Genomic DNA, 20,923 nt, shown 5'->3' with positions numbered 1-20,923 from the left:
TTTCAAGTGAGTAACCGTTAGCGAATGTTAACTAAAGACGATTAACCACGATTTTCATTACAGCGACCTGGCAGAGCGACAATTTTTCTTACATCATAATGAGTTGCAAATCTCAAGAAATGCTCCTTCTTGAGACGATAAAATCTTCATTCGTCTGCTTCAAAAATGGGGCGTTTCAAACGACAAATTAACAAAGGAGTCAGGTTTAATTTTGAACGACTCCTTATTTCGATTCTTTCCGGTATGAACAACTACTTAAGGATATAGACGGTCCGTGCAAACAACCCGGTTTATCTACCGGTTCGTTTAGTTGGGTTTAGCCAGATTGTACAACTTGTTTACAATCAGAGGAAAAGTGCCTCCAGTAGCCGCATTTTGAAAGGTGATTACGCCAATTTTGTCGATTGGATTGAAGAAAAGAAAAGTAGTAATACCCGGATCGCCACCACTGTGCCCCCAGAGATTGGTTCCGTCCGACAAAGCCCGCGTATGCCAGGTTAGGCCCTGGTGTGTATTATCGGCAAGCTGTAACGACAACATCTTTTCCACCGTTTGTTTTTTCAGGATCCGCTTGCCGTTTAGTTCGCCTCCATTCAATAGAGCTACCACGTAAAAAGAAAGCTCCCTAACACTGGTATGAAGTAGGCCATCGGGGTAATTGGGAAAACTATAAAGGCAGTTTGGAACAAACGTACCGAGCTTGAATTCAGCTTGGTCTGAATACAGCCTTCGGTTTGCCAGCAGCTCGGCCTTATCTTCTTCCGTGACATAAGCGTATGGAGTAATATGTCTACTTCGATCGATCTCCTGGAGAAACCAACCCGTATTTTCCATCCCCAGTGGGAGAAAAATGTTGTGTTTACAATAGATATTAAAAGGTTGTTGGGCTATTTTTTCAATGATCAATCCGAGCAATCCGAATGGCATGTTTGCGTATTTTTGTTCCTGACCTGGAGCGCTGGCTGTAAAATTGTCACCACCATTGTAGTACCGCCCACCGGCAACCAATGTTTCTCGGACCCAATTATTTAACGATTGTTGAGGGTCACCACAGGCGTAGCTGGCGGCATAGGCTTTTCCATCACAAATGGAGGATGTATGGGTTAAAATCTGAAATACCGTAATAGGCTTCGTCGAATGCATCGGATTGACGATTTTGACGTCCAGGTAGCGATTAACGTCCGCATTTAAATCTAATAAACCTTTCTCCCACAACTGCATGGCAGCCATTGTTGTAAAGGTCTTGGACACTGAACCAATGTTCATAATACCGTCCATGTTCATGGGGATGTTGCTAGAGAGGTCAGCTAACCCATAGGCATTAGACCATTCAATTCCTTTCTCATTCACAATACCGGCGATAAAACCTGGAATTTTTCGGTCAATCATGAACGCACGGATCGTCGTATCGATCGCAGCGTACTTCAGTTGTGCTTCAACTTTCTCTAAGCTGGTTATCAGGCAAAATACTGTCATTGAGAGCTTTACTAGCCTCCCGGGTCGTGTTATCATGCTATACTTGGTATGGTAAGAGTTCGGTGTTTAGTTTCACCTGTTGGTGGTTGCCCAGAAATTCTCCGTGGCCTTATTCATACCAATCATGATGCTTTTTTTTCAAAAGGTGGCAGTCCGAATTGAAATCTTTTCAATTGCGTCCGCTTCAGCGACCCAAACTGAAATAAACACAAAACGCGTCATTATCGCTTCGGCCTTTAGATTTGAGCTGCTGTACGATTCCAAGAATATCTTACTTTGGAATATTTACAGGGGACAAATCTAAAGGCCTGAGCGGCCTGAAAAGGTCGCCCTATAGGGTTCGCAAGCCAGCCCGATTCAAGCGTCGGGCGCTTTGACGATAACGCCACTTAGGGAAAAAAGCCTTGAGATGGTTATCAAGGTACTTCAGGCTTATTGGTCGCCGTCAGTGGTAGACCTTCTGATAGGGCTTTGGCTCTACTACTGTTCTATAACAATTTAGGTGAATGGAGCCGGATTAACCCGTGTTTGATTCGACCGCTGAAGCAATAGGAGAAAGCATTCATTCTTTTTATGATCCGAACTCAACCGCCCGGTTTAGGCGGAAGAAGGGCTTGGGTTATCGGTTACAATAAGCTGGGCAGAAAATTCACTCAACGAGATGAGTTTTTCTGAAAATATGCGCCATCCTAGCTCAAAAGGTCAATACATGAATAATTGTTTATTTGTTGACCTTTTCAGGTGCAATCTGATTGGTAATCAACACACTAGCAGGGTAAACGCGTAGCAGATTTGCAACGTTTTTTTTGGCTGTTTTTCACACGTTTTTGGGATAATAGCTTATATATCAGTAGTTTATTGTTTTTAGTTCTGATTTCCGGTTCCGGTTTCTCTCGGTAGAGCACGCCACGCACTAGGGGCACTATACAATTGTACGGTTAAAAGTCAGGCATTTATGAAACGGGGCTGGTGTTTATAAACCTTCCAACTGGGAGAAATGACCAACGTATGTGGGATACGTTCGGCTAAAGGCATTAACTTCCGATGGGTATAAACCTCTGATTAATTACTTATTAGAGCGTCTGTATCCAGCACTGGGTACAGCCCTTTCTGGGTGTAAACAGCCTATAAAGGGTGGATAAAGGCGAACGCCCGGTTTCGATGAGAGCGGGCGTTTTCATTAATACCCATTTAAGGAATAATCTCTCTAATGCTTTGTCCTATCACAGGAGCCATGTTGTCCTGGCGCTTAGTAGAGCGCCAAAGTTTGCCGGAGGACTCAGGCGGGCGGCCGAGGCTGTTCGACCCCTGCCACGATAATACTAGCCCAACTATTGCGGATCGGGCTTTTTTATTGAACTCGTTTATCAATCAGCTCAACCAACAAGGGCCAATTAAGTATTGCCAGTTTATTTAGGTTCCAATCAGTTAGTGTTGCCATTAGAAGGATATCATCCTCAAAGGAGGGCTGGCCACTCAGCAACGAAAACACCATGTTTCTGATAAGGTGTAGCTCACTGGCTTTGAAATCAATGCCTGCTTTGCGGGTAACCACATCCGGGTACGGGTTAGCTGAGGAGGGGATGATTAACGCCTTCAGGTATTCTTTGGTGAGAGCCAGATTGTTGGGTTTCATTGCCTGCTTGGTTAATTTACCTAAAGGTACGATGAAGCACGAATCGCTTTCTATAATACTACAAAAGAAACCCCGCCCAACCCACTCAGCTCATCGGGCGTGGTAGGTTGGAAAATGAGATGAGGTATCGGTGGGAGAAACGGTATCTTAGAGGTCAGGGCACCTTGGCAAGGTGAAATAGTTAAAACTAAGAAATATAACCTACCAAAATGAAACAAGCCTTATGTCTAATCGTAGCAATCCTTGGTAGCTATAAAAAGCCCTAGCAGCCAAGGCTCTTTATGAAGTGTCAGAATATAGGGTGGTTCTGTATGGGGCCACTCAACTGTATAATCTCATGTGTCCCCATATTCTGACAGTGAAGTAACCGTCTCGCACAACCGCTACGAAACCTCTATACTAGGCTCTTTACTGGCTATGTAAATAAGCAGCCTTTTGGTATCCAGCGTAAAAGAAAATGGGCAGACTACCGGTAGTCTGCCCATTTTAGTGCTATTTTCTTGTAGACGTTGAAAATGACACAAGGTCACACAAAGTGACTATTTTTTTAATTTTTCAGATAATTCTGCCAAATCGTACCCCTATATACTAGCACTACGCTGAGGTTGCTTACTAACCCTGTTGACAAAACAGCTGATTTAATTTATCTCTGGAACGCTTGAGCCGCATCTTAATGGCACTTTCATTTAGATTAAGCTGCTGGCTAATCTGGCTAATGGACAGTCCCTGTTCGTACTTAAGCCGCAGTAGGCTCGCTTCCTCAACCGGTAACGTATCTAATAACTGTTCCATAACCTGGAGCTGATCCTCGACAGAAACGACTGATTCCTCTGCTAATTCCACCCCTTCCGGAAGCGCCTGCCAATTCATCCGTTTACCGATTCGAATTTGATCCAGACAGTAATTATGCGCAATCGAGTAAAGCCAGGTTGACGGAGCCGACTTCTGTTGAAAGGTATCTAATTTGCTGAAAACCCGGATAAAGATCTCCTGGGTAAAATCCTGAGCGGCTTCACTGTCTTTGGTCATCGACAGGCACTTCTGATAGACCTTCTCCGCATACTGTGTATATAGCGTTTCAAAATCGCCTGTTTCCCCTATAGTTTGTTCGCGCTTACGAGTTGGCGTTGAACTTTTAAACGGTTTAAACATAAGGATTTAGGCAGTTTAGGAGCGGTGGGGCAACAAAACTAGAACTTAATGCCGCAGCGAGCTAATCCCTACATAATTAAGGCTGTAGAGAGAGGCATTATAAAATGGCCAGCAAAAGGGCGGTATACTTAAAACTAACTTAATCGTATGTAGATTTATTTACACTAGGGGCAGTTAGTTGTTAAATTAATTTATAATTCACGAAACTATGTTCCGTATTCAGCAGTAATTTAAATTTATTATATGGTAGGTTAACCTTTTTACTTTATAGACAAATACCGGTGTATATAATCATCTAAAAAATTATAACCTTCCAAGTTCTTTTAGAACCCGGTCATACTCAGCTATCATAGCCCGGCTGGTTCGGTATTACTCCAGGGCTTTCGACTGGGAGGCTGAAAATTGCGGGCTGAGGACTTGCATGACAATCAGATTGGCATTGGTGAGGCCTTCTATCCGACGCTTCTTCCGTTCCAGGGTTTTGCGGTCCATGGTCTTACTGGTTGGTTGTAGTTGACAGTACCCTCTTCGAGCAAATAAGATTTATTTGTTACAATATAGTAAGTATAAGCACTGATTGAATCGATAAACAGGCTATAAAACAAAATGACCAGTAGCATTGCTGGTTATCACGGGCACATTGGTTCTTGGTAATGATGGAACATTTCGTACGAATGGTGGCCACTCCCCATCTATAGGTAAAGCCTGATTATCAGCGCTTTAGTAAGTGTGTGTCAATTAGAATGTCCTTACTGATAGGCAGAACAACCCTACTTGATTGGAATAGCTGTTTTTATTGCCGATTTACTGATACCCTTTTTGATAATTGATTGATCTACAGCAAAAATCGGTTTATAACTATAAATTGTTGGGCTATGCTTACTACGCCCAACAAATCTTGGTTTCTTACCAGCCCTCAAACCTAAAGGGCCGCCCTGCGTCAAATTCGGTGTATAACTAAATCGAAGGGGGCTTTCCCTTCGGAGGCTGCGCTAGTGAAAATTCTTTACCTGACCGACCAACGAATTATTGAAAGCTGGACGATGCCCTTAGCGAATTGGTCGCTGACGGTACACCAATTAGTCATCTTATTTGGCGAACGGGTCAAGCCATACTTGAAGGTCTAAAGTGAATGACACACTTCATTGAACATTCCCGTTGGTAGCCGACCAACCAGTGCTACTAGCATGATGCCGATAACTAAATAGCTCACATTTTCAATGAGTTACGATAGTTATTTAATCTAATTTTAGCCAGACTGAGTACTACTTTCCAGGCTACATACCCGTACAGATGTCCCTTTGTCAGCCATACAATCAAAATCACGATCATGAAACACCTCTTCTCGCTTCTGTTTCTAGTACTAAGTAGCGCTCTTTTAGTCAAGGCTCAACTTTATAATTATGTAGCTACCACGCCTAACTCAGCTACTCCGGCCATCTACAATACATTGGTAGGTGTTTCTGCGGGCAATTCAACCATGTCGGGCATCCAAAATACCTTTTTGGGCAATTCGGCAGGCAGGTTGAATACAACGGGTCATGATAATTCCTTGACAGGTAGTAGTGCGGGGTATTCGAATAAAACGGGTTATGATAATACCTTCCTGGGCAGTTTTGCAGGTTATTGGAATGATACAGGCTACTCAAATGCAATTATAGGTAGTCATGCGGGCTACAATACAACCGGTACAAATAATGCCTTTCTAGGTAGCTATGCGGGCTATTCTAGCCAGAAGAGTGATAATGTTTACATCGGCTCTAATGCTGGCTATGCCAACCAATCTGGAAGTGGCAACGTTTTTGTGGGCACTCAGGCCGGTGCCGGGCATTTCGGCACCGGAAGCGGTAATGTGTATGTTGGCAGTCTTGCAGGCTATTCCAGTTGGGCCGACTTTAACACATTTGTAGGTAACGAAGCGGGCTACTCCAATATCACGGGCATCAACAATGCCTTCCTGGGTTACCGGGCAGGCTATGCCAACAACGGCAGCAGTAATACCTTTCTGGGCTGGCGAGCGGGTCGAGTCAATGAGAACGCGGACAATAATACCTATGTGGGAAGTGAGGCTGGGGTAGCCAACACTACCGGTACGGGCAACACCTTTGTGGGCCAGCAGGCAGGCCTCAAAGTCACCACCGGCAGTCACAATATCATCATCGGCCCCCAGTCAGGTATAACGATCACCACCTCGGATGATAATGTATTGATGGGTTATAATAGCCAGGCTGAAGAGGGCTTAAACAATGCTACGGCTATTGGTGCCAATTCTCGAGTTGCCGTAAGCAATGCCCTGATCCTAGGCAATGGGGTCAATGTGGGCATTGGCACCTCAGCGCCTACAGCTCGCTTAGAAGTCGTCAGTGAGTCAGCGGGTGCCAGTGGGTTGCGTTTAACCAATCTCACCAGCCAAAGTAAGCCAAGGCAGACAACCGACCAATTCTTAACCGTCAATGAGCAGGGTGATGTTGTCAAAGCCCGTTATCAGCTCCGCATCAATAGTCCTACTGAATGGAGTGATAATGTGTTTACACCGACCTATCAACTGAGGCCACTTACCAGCGTTGCCACGTACATTGGGGTGCATGGTCATTTGCCGGGTGTACCCTCAGCAGAGCAAGTGGTTCGAGAAGGGATTGATCTGGTGAGGATGAATGCTATCTTATTGGAAAAAGTGGAGGAGCTGACCCTGTACAGCATTCAACAGGAAAAGGATAAAGAATATCAAAAACGGGACCTGCACCAGCAGCAGCAGGTCAACCAAAAACAGCAAACGGAGATTGATGAGTTGAAACGATTGGTCAAGCAATTACTGGACAAAAAATGACGCAATTGCTGAACATGACGACTGCGCGATTGCCAAAGTAAACAGGTCACTCCGTGAGTCGAGTATAAGCCACTATTTTTTACTAATTTAGGGTCAGAAAACGGATGCCAAAAGGCTCATTGACAGGCCGGTTCAGGCTTTTGCAACCAAAGGGCCAGTAGCGCAGTCAAGAACCTGTTTCTAAAATAATTTCTTATGAAAAGATCTATTCTCCTACTTCTCTTCTGCTCGGCTTTTGCCAGGATATATGCCTTGCCGGAGTTACCGACTAAACCCTATTCCAGACAGGATACTATAGTAGCCATCCAGGCCCTGTTTGCCGATAAACGATCGTCGGGAAAAACCTTTACCATGGTAGGCGGATGTTATGTAGCAGCTAGTGTCTTTGCCTTACCAATCCTAGGAGTTGGGGGAATAACAACAGGCTTTGGCATCATTCGACAAATTCGGTTTCGGCGGCATCGAGAGGAGGTTCTGCTCAATGAATATCAACTGGGGAATGCTTTGCCCAAGCGGATACAGCGTCGGTTAAAAGCCAGCCATTTCGACTAGCCTACTTCATAGCCAGTGGTTATTGCAGAACTCCATTTGATGAGCATTAGGTCAAGTAGTCGTGATTACTGTTAACTTGTTTCAGCCTAGAAATAACAAGGAAGGTCTCTCTTAGCTTACCATCGACTTTTGCAACAGCCACTACACTTATGTAAAGAAATTAAAATAAGATTCACAGAAAATGAAACCTTACTAAATATCTTGAAATAGAACAATTACTCTTTCACTAAACCGAAGTGCTTAGTCTTGAAATCAATGACCACAATCCGATCTAAAAAATAACTGTTGCCAACACTACCTATTACCCCCGCTTTATCAAAAATAGGCTCGTGATGCTTGTAAGGATCTGGATGGTAATAGATCACTTTAGGAGTAAGTGTTGTGTGTCCTAAACGAACTTCTGATCGCATGGGAGCGCCATAAACATCCGAATATTTCCCCCACGTTGACACGCGTTTAATTGTATCCGTAACCGCTACTGGGTTGATGACATCCCAATACTTCTTGACCGTCATAATGGGAAATAGACTTGCCCCGGAATCATAGAGTAAATAATACTGCTTACCATTAATTGTGACGGGTACATGAGGCCGATGATTCTTGATTTCGATGGGAACGAAGTCAATTTGACGCTGAGTTTTCTCCGGTAATGCATCAAGTAATGCAATCTGCTGTTTGGCAAAATCTAAGATCAAAATTCGATTCTCGCAGATATCCGCTCCCCAAGAGCCAATTGGTAGCGCTTCCTTAGTGGTCAGGGAAGTGGAATCAATCGCTTCGCCATATTTATTATCAATCCATACGTTAGTCAAGGTGGGTCCCTCAGGAAGCATTTTTAGACTAACTGATTGAAAACCTTCTTTGGTCTTGTCGCTTAAATCAGGCAGGAACGCATATTGGTTAGCTTGCTGCTGTTTCAATGATTCTAGCGTATTGCCCTTTAAAACGCTCACATTAGAGCCTGTGTCGAATTGGAGGTTGAAGGGGGTAGATGCATTACCTAATTGACCCGTGATGAAGATCGCCAACTTATCAAACCGTCGTCCACCGAGCGTATCACCGAACCAGCTAAAAGGAACCCATTTCTTTTTGTCAATTTGCTTCCGAAATGAACGGACTTGTGCGGAGCTTAAATGAGTAATTAAGGCGGTAAGAACCAGAAACAAGTATTTCTTCATAAGACAATTTCCAACTTTAAAAGGCTGTGTAAACTTGTTTTATAAGTACTAGTGGCTGTTGCAAAAGTCAAAAAGTGGTTAGATCAACTCAATCAATGCGCGATGTTCGACCCAATTTTGCCTCGAAAACATGAAGTTGAAAAAGGAAATTCAGGCTAGTATAGACTTTTGCAACAGCCACTACGATAATGTAAAGGAATTAATTCTACAAAGGTCGATGCCATTAGTATAGACACCCTATACAAATAATTTAATAACCTAATTTAGTGCGGGTTATTGAATACTTTCACCACTTCATACATGCCTGGTGCAAATTGAGCGAATGTAAGCGCTTCATCTAAGTAAGGAGATGCTGTCGGGTTGGCTCGCATTCGCTCGTAATCCTCTCTACTTCGCCATTGGGCATACATGGTTACTTTTGTACCATCCGTACTCCGATGTAGACTAGCTCCTACAAAACCAGCGATTTGTTGAACGCTGGTTTCGGTCGCCAAAATCAACAAATCGACCAATCGTTGCTGCTGAGTAGACTCAACCGTGAAGACATTGATGAGAGTTAGAAATTGATTTTCTGCTGAAATAGTAAGCATAGCTGTACGTGCTTTTTCTGTTGTATGTTAAACTCAGCGAGACTGTCCCCGGTCCCGCTGGTCTTCAAAACCGTGCGTGCCACTTTCGCGGCACACAGCTCCTCAGTGGGTTAGTAGTTGTCACCTACATCCGGTTCGACACCCTAAGTTCAGGGTATTTCGCCAGACTTTGACTATGTGTGTTTGCCGCTCAAAGAACCGGAGTTCTTACAGTCCATCATCAGGGCTGCCCCTGTGATTTTAGCCATATACACGGCTACTAACGCCTAGTCACTCCAACTCACCGTGCCTACGTCAGCCTATCCCAGCCATTACAACTGGGCTTTTGCTTCTTAGGCAATCCCACCCTGAACTGGCTTGCGGTTGGCACCTACTTGGCCGCTTTGACGACCCAGAGCCGGTAAAGGGTTACTCCGTTCCAAGTATTCGTACTGGAGACCTTAGGATGATACTATCTGCCGGGTTTGTCGGGAATGCATACTGGTCGCCCACTTATCGCCAGCCCTTTATCCTTGCCATTTTGGCCACAGCCCATAAACCCACGTTGGCTGTTCCATATTAACGACAGTTTTACTCACATCTTCGCTTTCGCTATCCATAGTCTCTTGCTCGACGGGGATTCCAGGTTGGGTTCCTAGTTACCGCCTTTTCATCCCGCTTTACGGATTGAGGACCAGTCGCTACCGTAGGGATGATGCTGTTACTCCTGCACCGGGAGAGAGGGACTCACACCCTCACGAATACTCAGTTGTCAAAGGGGTTTCCCCGCTTTGCCACCCGTCCCTGATTTTGCTAATCATTTAGGGGGAACGAATCGCACAAGTGGCAATATGTTAGTCTTTGAAGGGAATTGGCAAGACAAACTTAAACCGGGCTGGTTCTCCATCAATCGTGCCTGGTGTCCACTCGGGCATAATGGATACAATGCGTACGGCTTCTAGATCCGCTTCCATACCGGCTCCTTTTAAAACCGTATAGTCGCTAACCGACCCGTCGACATTAACGACAAATTCAACAAACACGGTCTCACTAGCTGGGGGAGAAACAGGTTGTTTTGTCTGATCCACAAAACGTTGTAAGGCTAAGGCCCCACCAGGAAAGACAGGGTTAATAGCCCCTGTGTTGGATTGAGAAGGTGTCATTGTGCTGTTGTATAATTGGCTAAATGTAAGGCGGCTGTAATGATAAAGCATTACGGGAATACGAACAAAAAAGCCTAACGACCAGAGCTAGGTTAGAAGCCAGTCGAAAGTGTAAACCGACCATCAGGGGGAGCCGTGAGATAAGGCTATGTCTTTCGAGAAGAATCGTTTATACTTACGCAGCCTTGTTTACAGATAAGCACTGATAAAACCTTTTCAAACCCCACGTAATGATGAATTTTATCTCACAATTAGTACAAAATAAGAAGACTTCAAGTCTGATATTTTACGGGTTAGCTGTTCTAATTGTCACAACCGGTAATTTACCTGCCAAATTACATTTTATACAATATATCCTTTTAGGGTTAATTGTATTATGGGCATTAATTTATCATTTTACACCTAAACCGGAAACTGTCGAAGAAGTGAGAAGGCGTCAGATTGGATCACTTGTAACACTTATTTTGGTAATTGTGGCCTTCTTCTATTTCAAATAGAATCGAATAATAATCAGATTATAGCCCTGCACTTATACTCTTTAGCCGAACACGATGAAAAAGCTATTTTTACTTTTTTCTTTTTGTATAACCCTTTTAGCTACAGGGTTTGCCCAGCGAAAAACGGATGAACTTGCTATTCGAGCCGTTTTGGAAGGCCATTCATTAGCCTGTTTGGATGCCGATGTTGAAAAAGCGGTGAGCTACTACGCTCACTCTCCCTACGTGGCTACTGCTTTTAGCGAGCCAGGTTACCAACGGGGCTATGATGCGGTAGCGGCTGCTTACCGAAAAGAGTTTGCCAACGCCCAGAAAAGCCCAGATAAACTGACGACCAAGGCTTATCGCTACCGAATTGTGGGTAATGTCGCGTTTGTAACCTACATTGAAACCTACACTAAACCAGATGGAACCATAAGCACTTCTCATAAGGCGGGCTATTTAGAGAAAGAAAATTCCCGCTGGAGGTTGATTGGTAATTTCTGGATACCTGAGAAAGCCCCTTGACTGTCTAATCCTGAAAATAAGTTGTCAGTTGGTATTACCCTAAAATAGCTTGACAATCTGTCAAGCTATTTCCGTAGGCTACGTGCCGTATGCTACTGATTGAGTTGGACAGAGGGCAATGAAGACTTCATTTGGAAAATAAACGGCTATATTTTCTAAATGGGCTAAAATCAGCCATTCCGTCAAACAATCCTCCCCAGCTTAGCTCTAAAGATGTATTTAGCTCGAAGTAGCCTACGCTCGCTTGAAACGCGGGAGTAGAGTTGCACACAGAGCTAGTCAAAAGCCAGGTGACTTTTAAGTCGTCTGGCTTTCTTTTTGGCCTCCTGTAAAAGTCCTATATCTTCATTTTATACTGTAAATGGGAGATTTTTTGTGCTATTCCTTCGAATAGTTAAATCGAACCTATTGACCAGTTATGGCCAATTTTTGGTGGTTTATCCCCTGAATTCGACGCTTTATCAATTTACAGTTGTCTGCTCAGTCGATTACCCCGCATCTTTGTGTCATCATTCACAAACAACAAAGACGATGAAAACGAATCTAATGCATATTAATCGCCCCCCTCGCCCACGGATCATTGAGGTCGGTGGTCCATTGGTTGGTCTGCGTGGTCGGACGATTTACCGGATGCGGACCCGCTAAGCTGGCTCCCTCCCAGGCCGTAAGCTCCCCAGGTAAGTGGGAGCTTTTTTTGTGGGCGATCGGTCCATCTACGCGTGAAAATGGGTCTACTGAAACTGAGGCTTTGGGGGCCTGTTTGACGGTACTTTCCTCGCCTTTTTATTACCAGCTGAACAACGGCTAAGCTGGCTGGAATAAGGGGAAGTCAAGCTTGTCGGCTGCAGACTTCTCATTCCGGTTGGGCTGGCTCCAACTCACCAAGGGAGCTACAGGATTAAGTGCTAAATAAGGCCTCTCCTGTTTCAGAGTACACAATAAAAGGCTTCCATTGACGTTTTAGATTTGTTACGTTTCGCCAACCCCATCGGTTCAACCCATGGGGTTTTCGTTTTTGTTACGTTTGGGCGACTCGTTTCAGTAATCGTACGACTTGGGTTGCCTGAAATTCATAGCCCATAGCCGTCCGAAACCCGGCCCGGTTGAGCTCATGAGCGATCTGCGAATAGTTCTTGCCATTGCGGTACATCATATCGGCCATCGAGGTAGCCCGCCGGTTATTCTCATTGGCAACTGCCCGCTTTACATTCCCCGTTACGCCCTTGACCTGTGCCTCGGCGGTTAGGTTCTCGGGTTTGCCAAGCCGAGCGCCCTGAGCGATCTTGGCCTGTAGGGCGGCTTTGGTTCGGCTGCTGATGAGCTCGCGTTCATGCTGAGCCAGGGTAGCAAAGATGCCAATGGTCAACGTGTTGGCATCCGGCATATCGACACATTGAAAATTTACCCCTGAATCTCGTAGCGTAAAGATAAAGGAGGCATTACGGCTGAGTCGATCGAGCTTGGCAATAACTAAAATCGCGCTTTCTTTCTTGGCCCGATCGATGGCTGCAGCTAGCTGAACCCGTTGGTTCTTCTTGCCGGACTCAATCTCGGTAAACTCGGCCACAATGGCTCCTTTAACGAAGTGAGCCACTGCTGAGCGTTGGGCCTCCAGGCCTAAGCCGGAATCCCCCTGCGCCCGAGTGGATACGCGGTAGTACGCGACATATTTGGTCAGGTCCGTGTTGGCCACGGTTCCAGTTAATTTTTTAGCCATTCGCCTGGAATCGGTTAACGCGTTCATTGTAGGTATCTAGCAGGCGATCATCGATGGTAGTGGCCTGGCTGAGTTCGAGTCGCAGGAAGTCCTGGCGATCCACGCCGTGGATCATGCCTTCAAACTTGAGTTCCTGGTCGACCCATTCCGACGTTTTATGCAGGGCGGTAGCCTGGGCCAGCACGGCCTGGACAATCATACTGGTCAAGTCAGGACTTTGAGTCGTCAACAGCAGAGTACTGACTGTTCGGGTATAATCTACATAAGTCAGCCCATGGGCAGGTAACTCAGCCCGGACCCAGTGGAGGACCAGGGTCTGAATGTGTTCTTTGTAAGGCGAGTGGAGCAGGTCGTCGAGTCGGATGCGCGGATTCATGGCCCAAACTTACCGGTTTTGGCTTGATTTTACAGTCGTTAAACGAGCATTTAACGACTGTAAAACTGCTGACCACCAAACAGAATACCACATTGTGTAGGGGTAACAAACCAGGAACGACCATTGCAGGTTTGTTACCCCTAATTATTTAATAAATCGTCATGCTTTTTCTTTAGCACTCTAATTATATCTTTCAATGACTCAGTTTCTCTTTTTATTGTGTCTTCTAGGGTTTTAATTATAAGATCCATGTCTCCACCACTATTAAAGAATTTTGCTGATGATATATCTTCATCTATCATCGTATCAACTTGCTTTTTACATCTTTCTAACGCGGTTTGATAATGGTTTATCATTACAGAATCTTTACTCTTCATTGCATTCTGATAACGCTCTTCGTATGATCTTATATTTAATAAATTAGAAAAGTCTGGATTTGCCAAACGCCACTCATTACTTTTTTGGCAAATATCTAACAATTGAATCGGGTAAGTTTTTGCGGAACTAATTGTTTGGCTAACAACTTCCAGAGATTTTAAAAATTCCATTGCCAACTCAGAACAATATAATCTTCCTTTAATAGATCTTCTAATTACGGTTCCTAAAGTACTATATTTTTTACCCCAATATTTTTTTAGCTTATCATTATACACTTTTCTGTTAGTATCATCTTTTAATAAATCTTCCAAATTTATATTTCTATAGATAAGTATATTAGCAGAATAACCTTTGTCATTTATAAATTCCATCAAAGATGAGTAATGAACACCTTTACGTTCAGTAGAACCTCCTTTATGTTTAATAGAACCTTTCGTAGCGTGTAAAATATTATAACCTAATCCAGTTGCTATAGCAACATGCGTTGGTATAAAACTATCTTTTGGCTTTTGATGAAATATAATTATCTGACCAATCTTATTTATAATTGAACCAATACCTTTGTTTGCGGAGACAAAGATAATATCACCAAGCATCAATTTTTCGTACATTATACCATTGACAGCTTCCATGTTAATTTTTCGTTAGTAAGAAAACTTTTAAATCATATTATTATCCAATATCATAGTACTCCCTATATCATCACCAGACTCTGTCTCATAAAACGCCCGTGGCTGTTGCACAACTCAGTTAAGGTCAAAAAGACTGCCACTGAAGTGTCTATCCTAGTAAATTATAGAGCATCCTGAACTCAAATCGAGCTGATTAGACCCCGACTGGGGGTTGTGCAACAGCCACGCCCATTTTACGCGATAGTTGACGACATTTATCCGTTTGTCTTAAATTTGTCTACACTCTATCTCAAATTGTTATCTCGTGATTCAATATCTCATTTTCAGCAATACCTCTAAGTTTGTGAGACTCATGTTTCTTACAAAGAATGAAATTTTCAGCATAACTACCCTCTAAAAATACATTTCTTACTCTTCAGGGCCTATTGTTTTAACCTGCCAAATTTTGATTTTCTTTGTTTTAGGAGGTTCATTTCCTAATAAGTAAATAATTGTATTAAAAGCCTAATTTATAAGTTCAATAGCATAGTTACGCTTATTTATATTTCAGTAGATTAAAATTAAATGCGTCCTACTCATGATTGGGACGATTTTCCTTATAGCTAAATGTAGTCAGCAAGTGCTTCGCTTGCTCTTAGTGACTTAGATTTTTATATAATAGGCCTAAGTTGCTTTGAATCGTTACCACGTCAGGATGGTCTTCCCCATAGATGCGGATACGGTCGGCCAAGGCTTGCTCCAGCAAGAGCTTGGCTTGCTCATACTGGCCTAGATCTTGATATACAAGGCCTAAGTTTCTCCGACTGGTTGCCACATAGGGATGATTTTCACCATAAATGTGGATTGAGTCGGCCAAAGCTTGCTCTAGTAGAAGCATAGCTTGCTCAAATTGGCCCAGATCTTGATATATAAGGCCTAAACTATTCCGAGTGGTTGTTACAGATGGATGATTTTCACCATAAATACGGATTAAGTCGGTTAAGGCTTGCTCCACCAAGATCTTGGCTTGCTCATACTGGCCTAGATCTCGGTATACAAGGCCTAAGCTATTCCGACTAGTTGCCACTTCGTAATGGTCTTCCCCATAAATGCGAATATAGTCGGCCAAGGCTTGCTCCACCAAGCCCTTAGCTTGCTCATATTGGCCTGTTTTCTTATATAACAAGCTTAAGTTACTCCGACTCGTTACTACAGATGGGTGGTTTTCCCCATGAATGCGGATATATACCGCTAAAGCTTGCTCCAGCAGGAGCTTGGCTTGCTCATACTGGCCTAGAGCCCAATGTACAGAGCCTATGTGGCTCCGATTGGTTGCTACAAAAGGATGGTCTTCCCCATAGATGCGGATACGGTCGGCCAAAGCTTGCTCCAGCAGGAGCTTGGCTTGCTCATACTGGCCTAGATCTCGGTATACAAGGCCTAAGTTACTCCGAGTGGTTGCCACCTCGTAATGGTCTTCACCATAAATGCGGATATAGTCAGTTAAGGCTTGCTCTACCAAGAGCTTGGCTTGCTCATATTGGCCTAGACCTTGATATATAATGCCTAAGTCATTCCGACTGGTTGCTACAGAGGGATGATCTTCCCCATAAATGCGGATACGGTCGGCCAAAGCTTGCTCCACTAAGATCTTGGCTTGCTCAAATTGGCCTAGATCTTGATATACAAGGCCTAAGTCGTTCCGACTGTTTGCTACAGAGGGATGGTCTTCCCCATAAATGCGGATATGGTCGGCCAAGGCTTGCTTCAGTAGGATCTTGGCTTGCTCAAATTGGCCTAGAGTTCGATATACAAAGCCTAACTCGTTCCGGGTAGTTGCTGCAGAGGGATGGTCTTCCCCATAAATGCGGATATGGTCGGCCAAGGCTTGCTCTAGCAGGAGTTTGGCTTGCTCATATTGGCCTAGAGACCAATATATAAAGCCTAAGTTGTTCCGACTGGTTGCTACAGAGGGATGGTCTTCCCCATAAATGCGGATATAGTCGGCTAAGGCTTGCTCTAGCAGGAGTTTGGCTTGCTCATACTGGCCTGCCATTTTATATGTAGCCGCCAATTCATCTCGTAGCCTTTCGTGATGGTTGCTCGAATCTACATCATAAGGCAAGTTACTGAGTAAAAATAAGGCAGTCGATAAAATGGATACCTTTTTTGAATAGCTATAGATATTATCACTGGTTAATATGTTCGTGAAATAATTAACTAAGGCTTTAGCATCCGAACCATTAGGAGGGAACTGATAATAGATTGCCTGCTGAATCAATCGATGAAGCGTGTAAGTCTGCTTACCGGTGGTTTTTAGCCATCCTTTCTGATCCAATGTATATAAACGATCACGAAGTTGATGTTGTTCTTCCTTGTTGCTTAGATTAAACCATTCAATCAATAAATGCCAAGAATAAGGGGCAGAGGGAAGCAGGGCGAATTGGCGAAGTAATTGCAGCTCCGATTCAGTCAAAACTGACAGATCGAAAGCCACCATTAGATGGAAATAAAGATCTGTTTCTTCTCGGCTGTGCTCTGTTTCGAGTCGCGCTCTTAAATCTGGGTCGCTTAAATGACGAGTTTGTAATTTCTCAATTAAATCATCAATGGTTAAACTTCCTTGGTGATAGGCTAACGTTTTAGCCATTAGTTCAATAGTCAGCGTATGGTAATCGATAGCGATCAGCAACTTTTCTAAACTATCAGGTGGGTTAACCATGTGAGTAATATTTATTAAATAGTTCGCGAGCCGCTTTAGGACCAAGTTTATCGAGTGATACCATGTCGAATCCAGGTAGGTTTTGACGGGAGGTAATTAATACATGCCAGTTTGGTGGGTTGGGTAGTTGATCGCGTAAGGTTCGTTGTTTAAGATCCAAACCCGCATTATCAATCACCAACAGATTCGTGCCAGGCAGATTACGTAAGGCATTCATTAGCATCATGAAGAATTCTTCCAAATCGGTTACCCGCTCAACCTTCAAATTTTTGGCTAATATTGGATCGAATACAAAAGCATCACGTAAAGGCAATCGAGTAGGATCTGGACTATCAAACCCTTTTAATTCGACCCAGACTAAATGACGATATTCGTGCTGATGCAGGTGCACATATCGTTTTGCTACAGTCGTTTTGCCTAAGCCTCCTAAACCACTCAGTAAAACAACCCTTTGGGCAGTAACCAGTTTTTCCTTTAAGTCCACTAATTCTGTTTCGCGGCCAATACAATCTACTCCCAAAGGAGGAAGGTTATTAAGGAAATGGGGAATGGCGGGTGAGTGCGAACGTCGGATAAGTACACTAATAATTTTTTTGAGTAAATGAATCACTTCCTTATGGTTCTGTTCCAGAAGTTGCTTGAGTTCGGCGGTTTCTTCTGAATAAGTCTTGAGGGTTGGTGTTGACCTTCCATCCTGTCCAGTTTTGAGAATTTTGATTTCAGCTAGAATTTTCGCCTGAACTTCTCCATTTTTAATCAATAACTGGCGCATATCTGTCAGTATCCAGATCTGGAACGCTTTAAATCCTTTCTGATTTTTATCATTTTTAAGAGCTTCCTTAAAAGCTAATTCAAAGCAGATGGGAAGTTTTTCGGTGAAAAATGTGCGTAATTCTTGCCATTCAGCTTCCATCTCATCAATACCTGAAACCAAGAACAAGTAATTGGTGATGTTAGCCAGGCAAGGAGCTGGATCTTCCAAAAGATTTTGTTGAATAGGTTCCTCTTTGATCCAGTGCGCTAAATCTCCTTCCATTGTATCCAAAACCTCTTTTGCTCGTTTCAAGGGATTTTGACGGAAATAAGTCTCCGTAAACGAAAGATCATGAATATCCCCCAAGTGCTCAAGATAAAGGTTGCGAATGAAACGGATGGATCGCACAGCGGCATCCCGCAGTAGGTTTTCTAAATCATGATTTAGCTTTAATGGGTCAGCGAATTGATCCCGTAGCTTCTGATAATCGAGTTCCCCCGCAAACTGCTGCATCCATCCAGGGGCCAGATTATTAATTAATCCCATGCCGAGTGTTGTAGCCAGCGAAGCACCAGGAATTAATCTTTTAATTGTTTCTTCATGAGTGAGGCAATAACCAACACCTGAAACTAGGGCTTTAGTAAAATTGACTTGTGAGGTATTCATAAGTAAGAAGAGGCATACTAAAATAAGTATTTATCACTTAACTCCTCTTTCGCTAATCTAGGTTTTATAGATTCAATACGCATGCCTAGACCAAAGTATAAAAGAAAGCCATGTTTAAAGTCTTCTTGAAAAATTTCTTTATGCGAGACGGTTCATTAGGACGGCAATCACCCGCTTCGTTTCCGGCGTTACTTGTATCGAGAATAAAATATTTTTCAAAATATTTTATTCAGCAGACGATAAACGGCTTTCCCGTCAAATTGCTTATTCCGCCTGGTCTGATAATGTGTCTGGTTCAGCTTGTCAGCTATTTCAGCATAGGTCATACCTTTATTCCGGTATAATATGGCCACTTCAGTAGCTTGTACATTCGCTTTGTGAGTTAACGCATTAGCTACCCTAATTGCTTTACCTTTCTGAATGGCCTGTAAAGTCAGATTTTTCGGCTTACCCAACTTAAAACCTTGGGTTTTTTTTTGTGCCAAGGCTGCACGCGTACGCTCAGAAGTTCGTTCCGCTTCGTATTGAGCAAACGTAACCATCATACCAACAGTCAATGTATTGGCATCCGGCAGATCACAAGCCACGAAATCAACGCCCGAATCCCTCAATGTCATTACAAAAGCGACATTGCGGCTTAGCCGGTCGAGCTTTGCAATAAGGAGTTTTGCCTTATACTGATGACAAGCCCTGATAGCTTCTTGGAGATTTGGCCGTTCGCTCTTTCGACCGGATTCAATTTCGGTAAACTCCGCTACAATCTGATCTTCTTTCCGTAAGTAACGGTTCACAATGGATTGCTGATCACTCAGTCCAAGCCCTGATCGCCCTTGTGCTTTAGTCGATACTCGATAGTAACAGATGTAATTCATAAAGCCCTCTTATCACCTGGAAAGTAGACGTTCCACGGTCTGATTCATCAAATATAGTATTTATGGCATTTTACAAACGACCGTTCTTAAAACGCCATAGCCACGTAAAATGACTTTTAAGCTATAAGCATTAGAATCAACATTGTTTAAGAATAGCTCTATAAAGCTTGCCAACTCTTTATGTTCCGTATAAAGAATTGGCAGAAAAGCAGGCCAGGTAAAAGTGCATAACTGTGCTTTAAATGGACTAGTGATACGCAAGCCTTGCAAAGGATAACTTGTCCGTAATGAAGTCACAGCCCCATCACAAAGCTTATTGAGGTAACGAAAGCTATACAACATTACTAGGTAACGCTGATAGAACTTTCTTAATCAGTAACTTTGTCGTCAGTTTTATATATTAACCCCATGATGATGAAATCAATTGCTATTCGTTTTTTCTCCCCTCAAGACAATATAGTGTCCAGCCCGAAGACAGAAAAAGCAACTAAAACCAAGAATCGAACCCTAACGGGCTATATTTCGCCTATTGGCAAATTGGTGTTTCCGGCTAAAACGGTTGCTGATTTAGGGATTGATTTTGACAATACTCAGTTCAAAGTCGGTATGCCGGACGGGAAACGCAAAGCTAAATCGCTTTATTTGGTTCCAGGCGCTGATAGCCAGCAAGACACGTTTCAATTCGAAAAAGCGGCCAAAAGCTATACGTTATCCTTGTCGTTTATTCTAACGAAAAGCGGGGTCGATTTTTCGACCAACAAATACACATTCGTTATTGATTTATTTGATTATGAAGGGAGTCCCGCCTTCGTACTTCAGTTAAGCCAGGATAAAGGGAGTCCAAAAGCTGCTTATACGGGCAAGCCACGAGGTCGCAAACCCAAGGTAAAAGTAGTGGCAGAGTAAATAGGCCAAAATACCCTTAATGAATGGAAGAAGTAGTAGGCTTGCAACTAATAACTAAGTTGCAAGCCTACTAATGTTATATAAAACTACCTAATTCAATTTTAGGCATAGCTGTTAATAGGCTTGGCTAATCAGTAGTTGGAATAGTCGTTCACTTATCGAAGCGTTTTCCTGAACGTTTTTTGTAAGTTTCCAAAATGATGGCAAAAATTTGAATTTCGAGCACTTACATAGTTCATCAGGGCTTTCTTATAAAACCAGTTCTTGATTCATGAACTGAATCAATGTTAGGAATTTGTCGGCAAAGTCTTCTAGTTGAGCAACCATATTTTTGGGCTTTTTTCGCCCTAACAAGTTGATAACC

17 protein-coding genes and 1 pseudogene are annotated in these 20,923 nt (G+C 43.3%); 5 read left to right on the top strand and 13 right to left on the bottom strand.

Annotation, left to right across the window (positions count from 1 at the left end; translation table 11 throughout):
• Window positions 1-306 precede the first annotated feature (306 nt).
• From GJR95_RS41355 to GJR95_RS42640, 4 genes are all read right to left on the bottom strand, one after another.
• The gene (locus GJR95_RS41355) at window positions 307-1,476 is read right to left on the bottom strand and encodes a serine hydrolase domain-containing protein (protein ID WP_162391453.1); all 1,170 of its coding nucleotides are present in this window, start codon (window positions 1,474-1,476) and stop codon (window positions 307-309) included.
• A gap of 1,351 nt (window positions 1,477-2,827) precedes the next feature.
• Entirely contained in the window at window positions 2,828-3,112 is a 285-nt protein-coding gene (locus GJR95_RS41350; protein ID WP_162391452.1) for a hypothetical protein, read from the bottom strand.
• 612 nt (window positions 3,113-3,724) lie between these two features.
• Entirely contained in the window at window positions 3,725-4,264 is a 540-nt protein-coding gene (locus GJR95_RS41345; protein WP_162391451.1) for an RNA polymerase sigma factor, read from the bottom strand.
• A 369-nt stretch (window positions 4,265-4,633) separates the two neighbouring features.
• Complete coding sequence (locus GJR95_RS42640) at window positions 4,634-4,756, bottom strand: hypothetical protein (RefSeq protein WP_262889744.1); 123 nt, start codon at window positions 4,754-4,756, stop codon at window positions 4,634-4,636.
• A gap of 446 nt (window positions 4,757-5,202) precedes the next feature.
• Here GJR95_RS42640 and GJR95_RS43025 point away from each other — a divergent pair.
• From GJR95_RS43025 to GJR95_RS41335, 3 genes and pseudogenes are all read left to right on the top strand, one after another.
• Window positions 5,203-5,391, top strand: a pseudogene (locus GJR95_RS43025) (IS256 family transposase); the annotation flags it as partial.
• Window positions 5,392-5,594: 203 nt separating this feature from the next.
• Window positions 5,595-7,091: an autotransporter outer membrane beta-barrel domain-containing protein gene (locus GJR95_RS41340; RefSeq protein WP_162391450.1), complete on the top strand. Its 1,497-nt coding sequence runs from the start codon at window positions 5,595-5,597 to the stop codon at window positions 7,089-7,091.
• A 195-nt stretch (window positions 7,092-7,286) separates the two neighbouring features.
• Window positions 7,287-7,643 carry a hypothetical protein gene (locus tag GJR95_RS41335; protein ID WP_162391449.1) on the top strand — a complete coding sequence of 119 codons (357 nt, stop codon included), beginning with the start codon at window positions 7,287-7,289 and terminating at the stop codon, window positions 7,641-7,643.
• 215 nt (window positions 7,644-7,858) lie between these two features.
• Here GJR95_RS41335 and GJR95_RS41330 read toward each other — a convergent pair whose 3' ends face one another.
• From GJR95_RS41330 to GJR95_RS41320, 3 genes are all read right to left on the bottom strand, one after another.
• Window positions 7,859-8,821, bottom strand: coding sequence for a hypothetical protein (locus GJR95_RS41330; RefSeq protein ID WP_162391448.1), 963 nt, complete (start codon window positions 8,819-8,821; stop codon window positions 7,859-7,861).
• 263 nt (window positions 8,822-9,084) lie between these two features.
• Window positions 9,085-9,411, bottom strand: coding sequence for an antibiotic biosynthesis monooxygenase family protein (locus GJR95_RS41325; RefSeq protein WP_162391447.1), 327 nt, complete (start codon window positions 9,409-9,411; stop codon window positions 9,085-9,087).
• A gap of 833 nt (window positions 9,412-10,244) precedes the next feature.
• Window positions 10,245-10,553 carry an energy transducer TonB gene (locus GJR95_RS41320; protein ID WP_162391446.1) on the bottom strand — a complete coding sequence of 103 codons (309 nt, stop codon included), beginning with the start codon at window positions 10,551-10,553 and terminating at the stop codon, window positions 10,245-10,247.
• Between the two features lie 551 nt (window positions 10,554-11,104).
• Here GJR95_RS41320 and GJR95_RS41315 point away from each other — a divergent pair.
• Window positions 11,105-11,557, top strand: a complete 453-nt coding sequence (locus GJR95_RS41315; RefSeq protein ID WP_162391445.1) for a Cif family virulence factor — start codon at window positions 11,105-11,107, stop codon at window positions 11,555-11,557.
• Between the two features lie 1,018 nt (window positions 11,558-12,575).
• Here the strand turns inward: GJR95_RS41315 and GJR95_RS41310 are convergent.
• From GJR95_RS41310 to GJR95_RS41285, 6 genes are all read right to left on the bottom strand, one after another.
• A complete protein-coding gene (locus GJR95_RS41310; protein WP_162391444.1) occupies window positions 12,576-13,274 on the bottom strand; it encodes a recombinase family protein in 699 nt (232 codons plus the stop codon).
• Complete coding sequence (locus tag GJR95_RS41305) at window positions 13,267-13,650, bottom strand: hypothetical protein (protein ID WP_162391443.1); 384 nt, start codon at window positions 13,648-13,650, stop codon at window positions 13,267-13,269. Before GJR95_RS41305 ends, GJR95_RS41310 begins: the two co-directional genes overlap by 8 nt.
• Before the next feature lie 140 nt (window positions 13,651-13,790).
• Entirely contained in the window at window positions 13,791-14,660 is an 870-nt protein-coding gene (locus GJR95_RS41300; RefSeq protein WP_162391442.1) for a hypothetical protein, read from the bottom strand.
• 634 nt (window positions 14,661-15,294) lie between these two features.
• Window positions 15,295-17,361, bottom strand: a complete 2,067-nt coding sequence (locus GJR95_RS41295; protein ID WP_162391441.1) for a tetratricopeptide repeat protein — start codon at window positions 17,359-17,361, stop codon at window positions 15,295-15,297.
• Window positions 17,354-18,781, bottom strand: a complete 1,428-nt coding sequence (locus GJR95_RS41290) for an AAA family ATPase (RefSeq protein WP_162391440.1) — start codon at window positions 18,779-18,781, stop codon at window positions 17,354-17,356. The genes GJR95_RS41295 and GJR95_RS41290 overlap by 8 nt, the downstream gene beginning before the upstream one ends.
• Window positions 18,782-18,996: 215 nt before the next feature.
• Entirely contained in the window at window positions 18,997-19,653 is a 657-nt protein-coding gene (locus GJR95_RS41285) for a recombinase family protein (RefSeq protein ID WP_162391439.1), read from the bottom strand.
• 408 nt (window positions 19,654-20,061) lie between these two features.
• Between GJR95_RS41285 and GJR95_RS41280 the strand changes: the two genes are divergently transcribed.
• Window positions 20,062-20,559 carry a hypothetical protein gene (locus GJR95_RS41280; protein WP_317167038.1) on the top strand — a complete coding sequence of 166 codons (498 nt, stop codon included), beginning with the start codon at window positions 20,062-20,064 and terminating at the stop codon, window positions 20,557-20,559.
• The last annotated feature ends 364 nt before the right edge of the window (window positions 20,560-20,923 follow it).

Origin of the sequence: Spirosoma endbachense, assembly GCF_010233585.1 — a bacterium.
Lineage (GTDB): Bacteria > Bacteroidota > Bacteroidia > Cytophagales > Spirosomataceae > Spirosoma > Spirosoma endbachense.
Note: the sequence above shows the minus strand (reverse complement) of the source record. Positions and strands in the feature narration are given on the sequence as shown.

Coding starts and splice junctions, on each gene's coding strand:
- GJR95_RS41355 (WP_162391453.1), bottom strand. CDS start 1,476: ATGACAGTATTTTGCCTGATAACCAGCTTAGAGAAAGTTGAAGCACAA.
- GJR95_RS41350 (WP_162391452.1), bottom strand. CDS start 3,112: ATGAAACCCAACAATCTGGCTCTCACCAAAGAATACCTGAAGGCGTTA.
- GJR95_RS41345 (WP_162391451.1), bottom strand. CDS start 4,264: ATGTTTAAACCGTTTAAAAGTTCAACGCCAACTCGTAAGCGCGAACAA.
- GJR95_RS42640 (WP_262889744.1), bottom strand. CDS start 4,756: ATGGACCGCAAAACCCTGGAACGGAAGAAGCGTCGGATAGAAGGCCTC.
- GJR95_RS41340 (WP_162391450.1), top strand. CDS start 5,595: ATGAAACACCTCTTCTCGCTTCTGTTTCTAGTACTAAGTAGCGCTCTT.
- GJR95_RS41335 (WP_162391449.1), top strand. CDS start 7,287: ATGAAAAGATCTATTCTCCTACTTCTCTTCTGCTCGGCTTTTGCCAGG.
- GJR95_RS41330 (WP_162391448.1), bottom strand. CDS start 8,821: ATGAAGAAATACTTGTTTCTGGTTCTTACCGCCTTAATTACTCATTTA.
- GJR95_RS41325 (WP_162391447.1), bottom strand. CDS start 9,411: ATGCTTACTATTTCAGCAGAAAATCAATTTCTAACTCTCATCAATGTC.
- GJR95_RS41320 (WP_162391446.1), bottom strand. CDS start 10,553: ATGACACCTTCTCAATCCAACACAGGGGCTATTAACCCTGTCTTTCCT.
- GJR95_RS41315 (WP_162391445.1), top strand. CDS start 11,105: ATGAAAAAGCTATTTTTACTTTTTTCTTTTTGTATAACCCTTTTAGCT.
- GJR95_RS41310 (WP_162391444.1), bottom strand. CDS start 13,274: ATGGCTAAAAAATTAACTGGAACCGTGGCCAACACGGACCTGACCAAA.
- GJR95_RS41305 (WP_162391443.1), bottom strand. CDS start 13,650: ATGAATCCGCGCATCCGACTCGACGACCTGCTCCACTCGCCTTACAAA.
- GJR95_RS41300 (WP_162391442.1), bottom strand. CDS start 14,660: ATGGAAGCTGTCAATGGTATAATGTACGAAAAATTGATGCTTGGTGAT.
- GJR95_RS41295 (WP_162391441.1), bottom strand. CDS start 17,361: ATGGTTAACCCACCTGATAGTTTAGAAAAGTTGCTGATCGCTATCGAT.
- GJR95_RS41290 (WP_162391440.1), bottom strand. CDS start 18,781: ATGAATACCTCACAAGTCAATTTTACTAAAGCCCTAGTTTCAGGTGTT.
- GJR95_RS41285 (WP_162391439.1), bottom strand. CDS start 19,653: ATGAATTACATCTGTTACTATCGAGTATCGACTAAAGCACAAGGGCGA.
- GJR95_RS41280 (WP_317167038.1), top strand. CDS start 20,062: ATGATGATGAAATCAATTGCTATTCGTTTTTTCTCCCCTCAAGACAAT.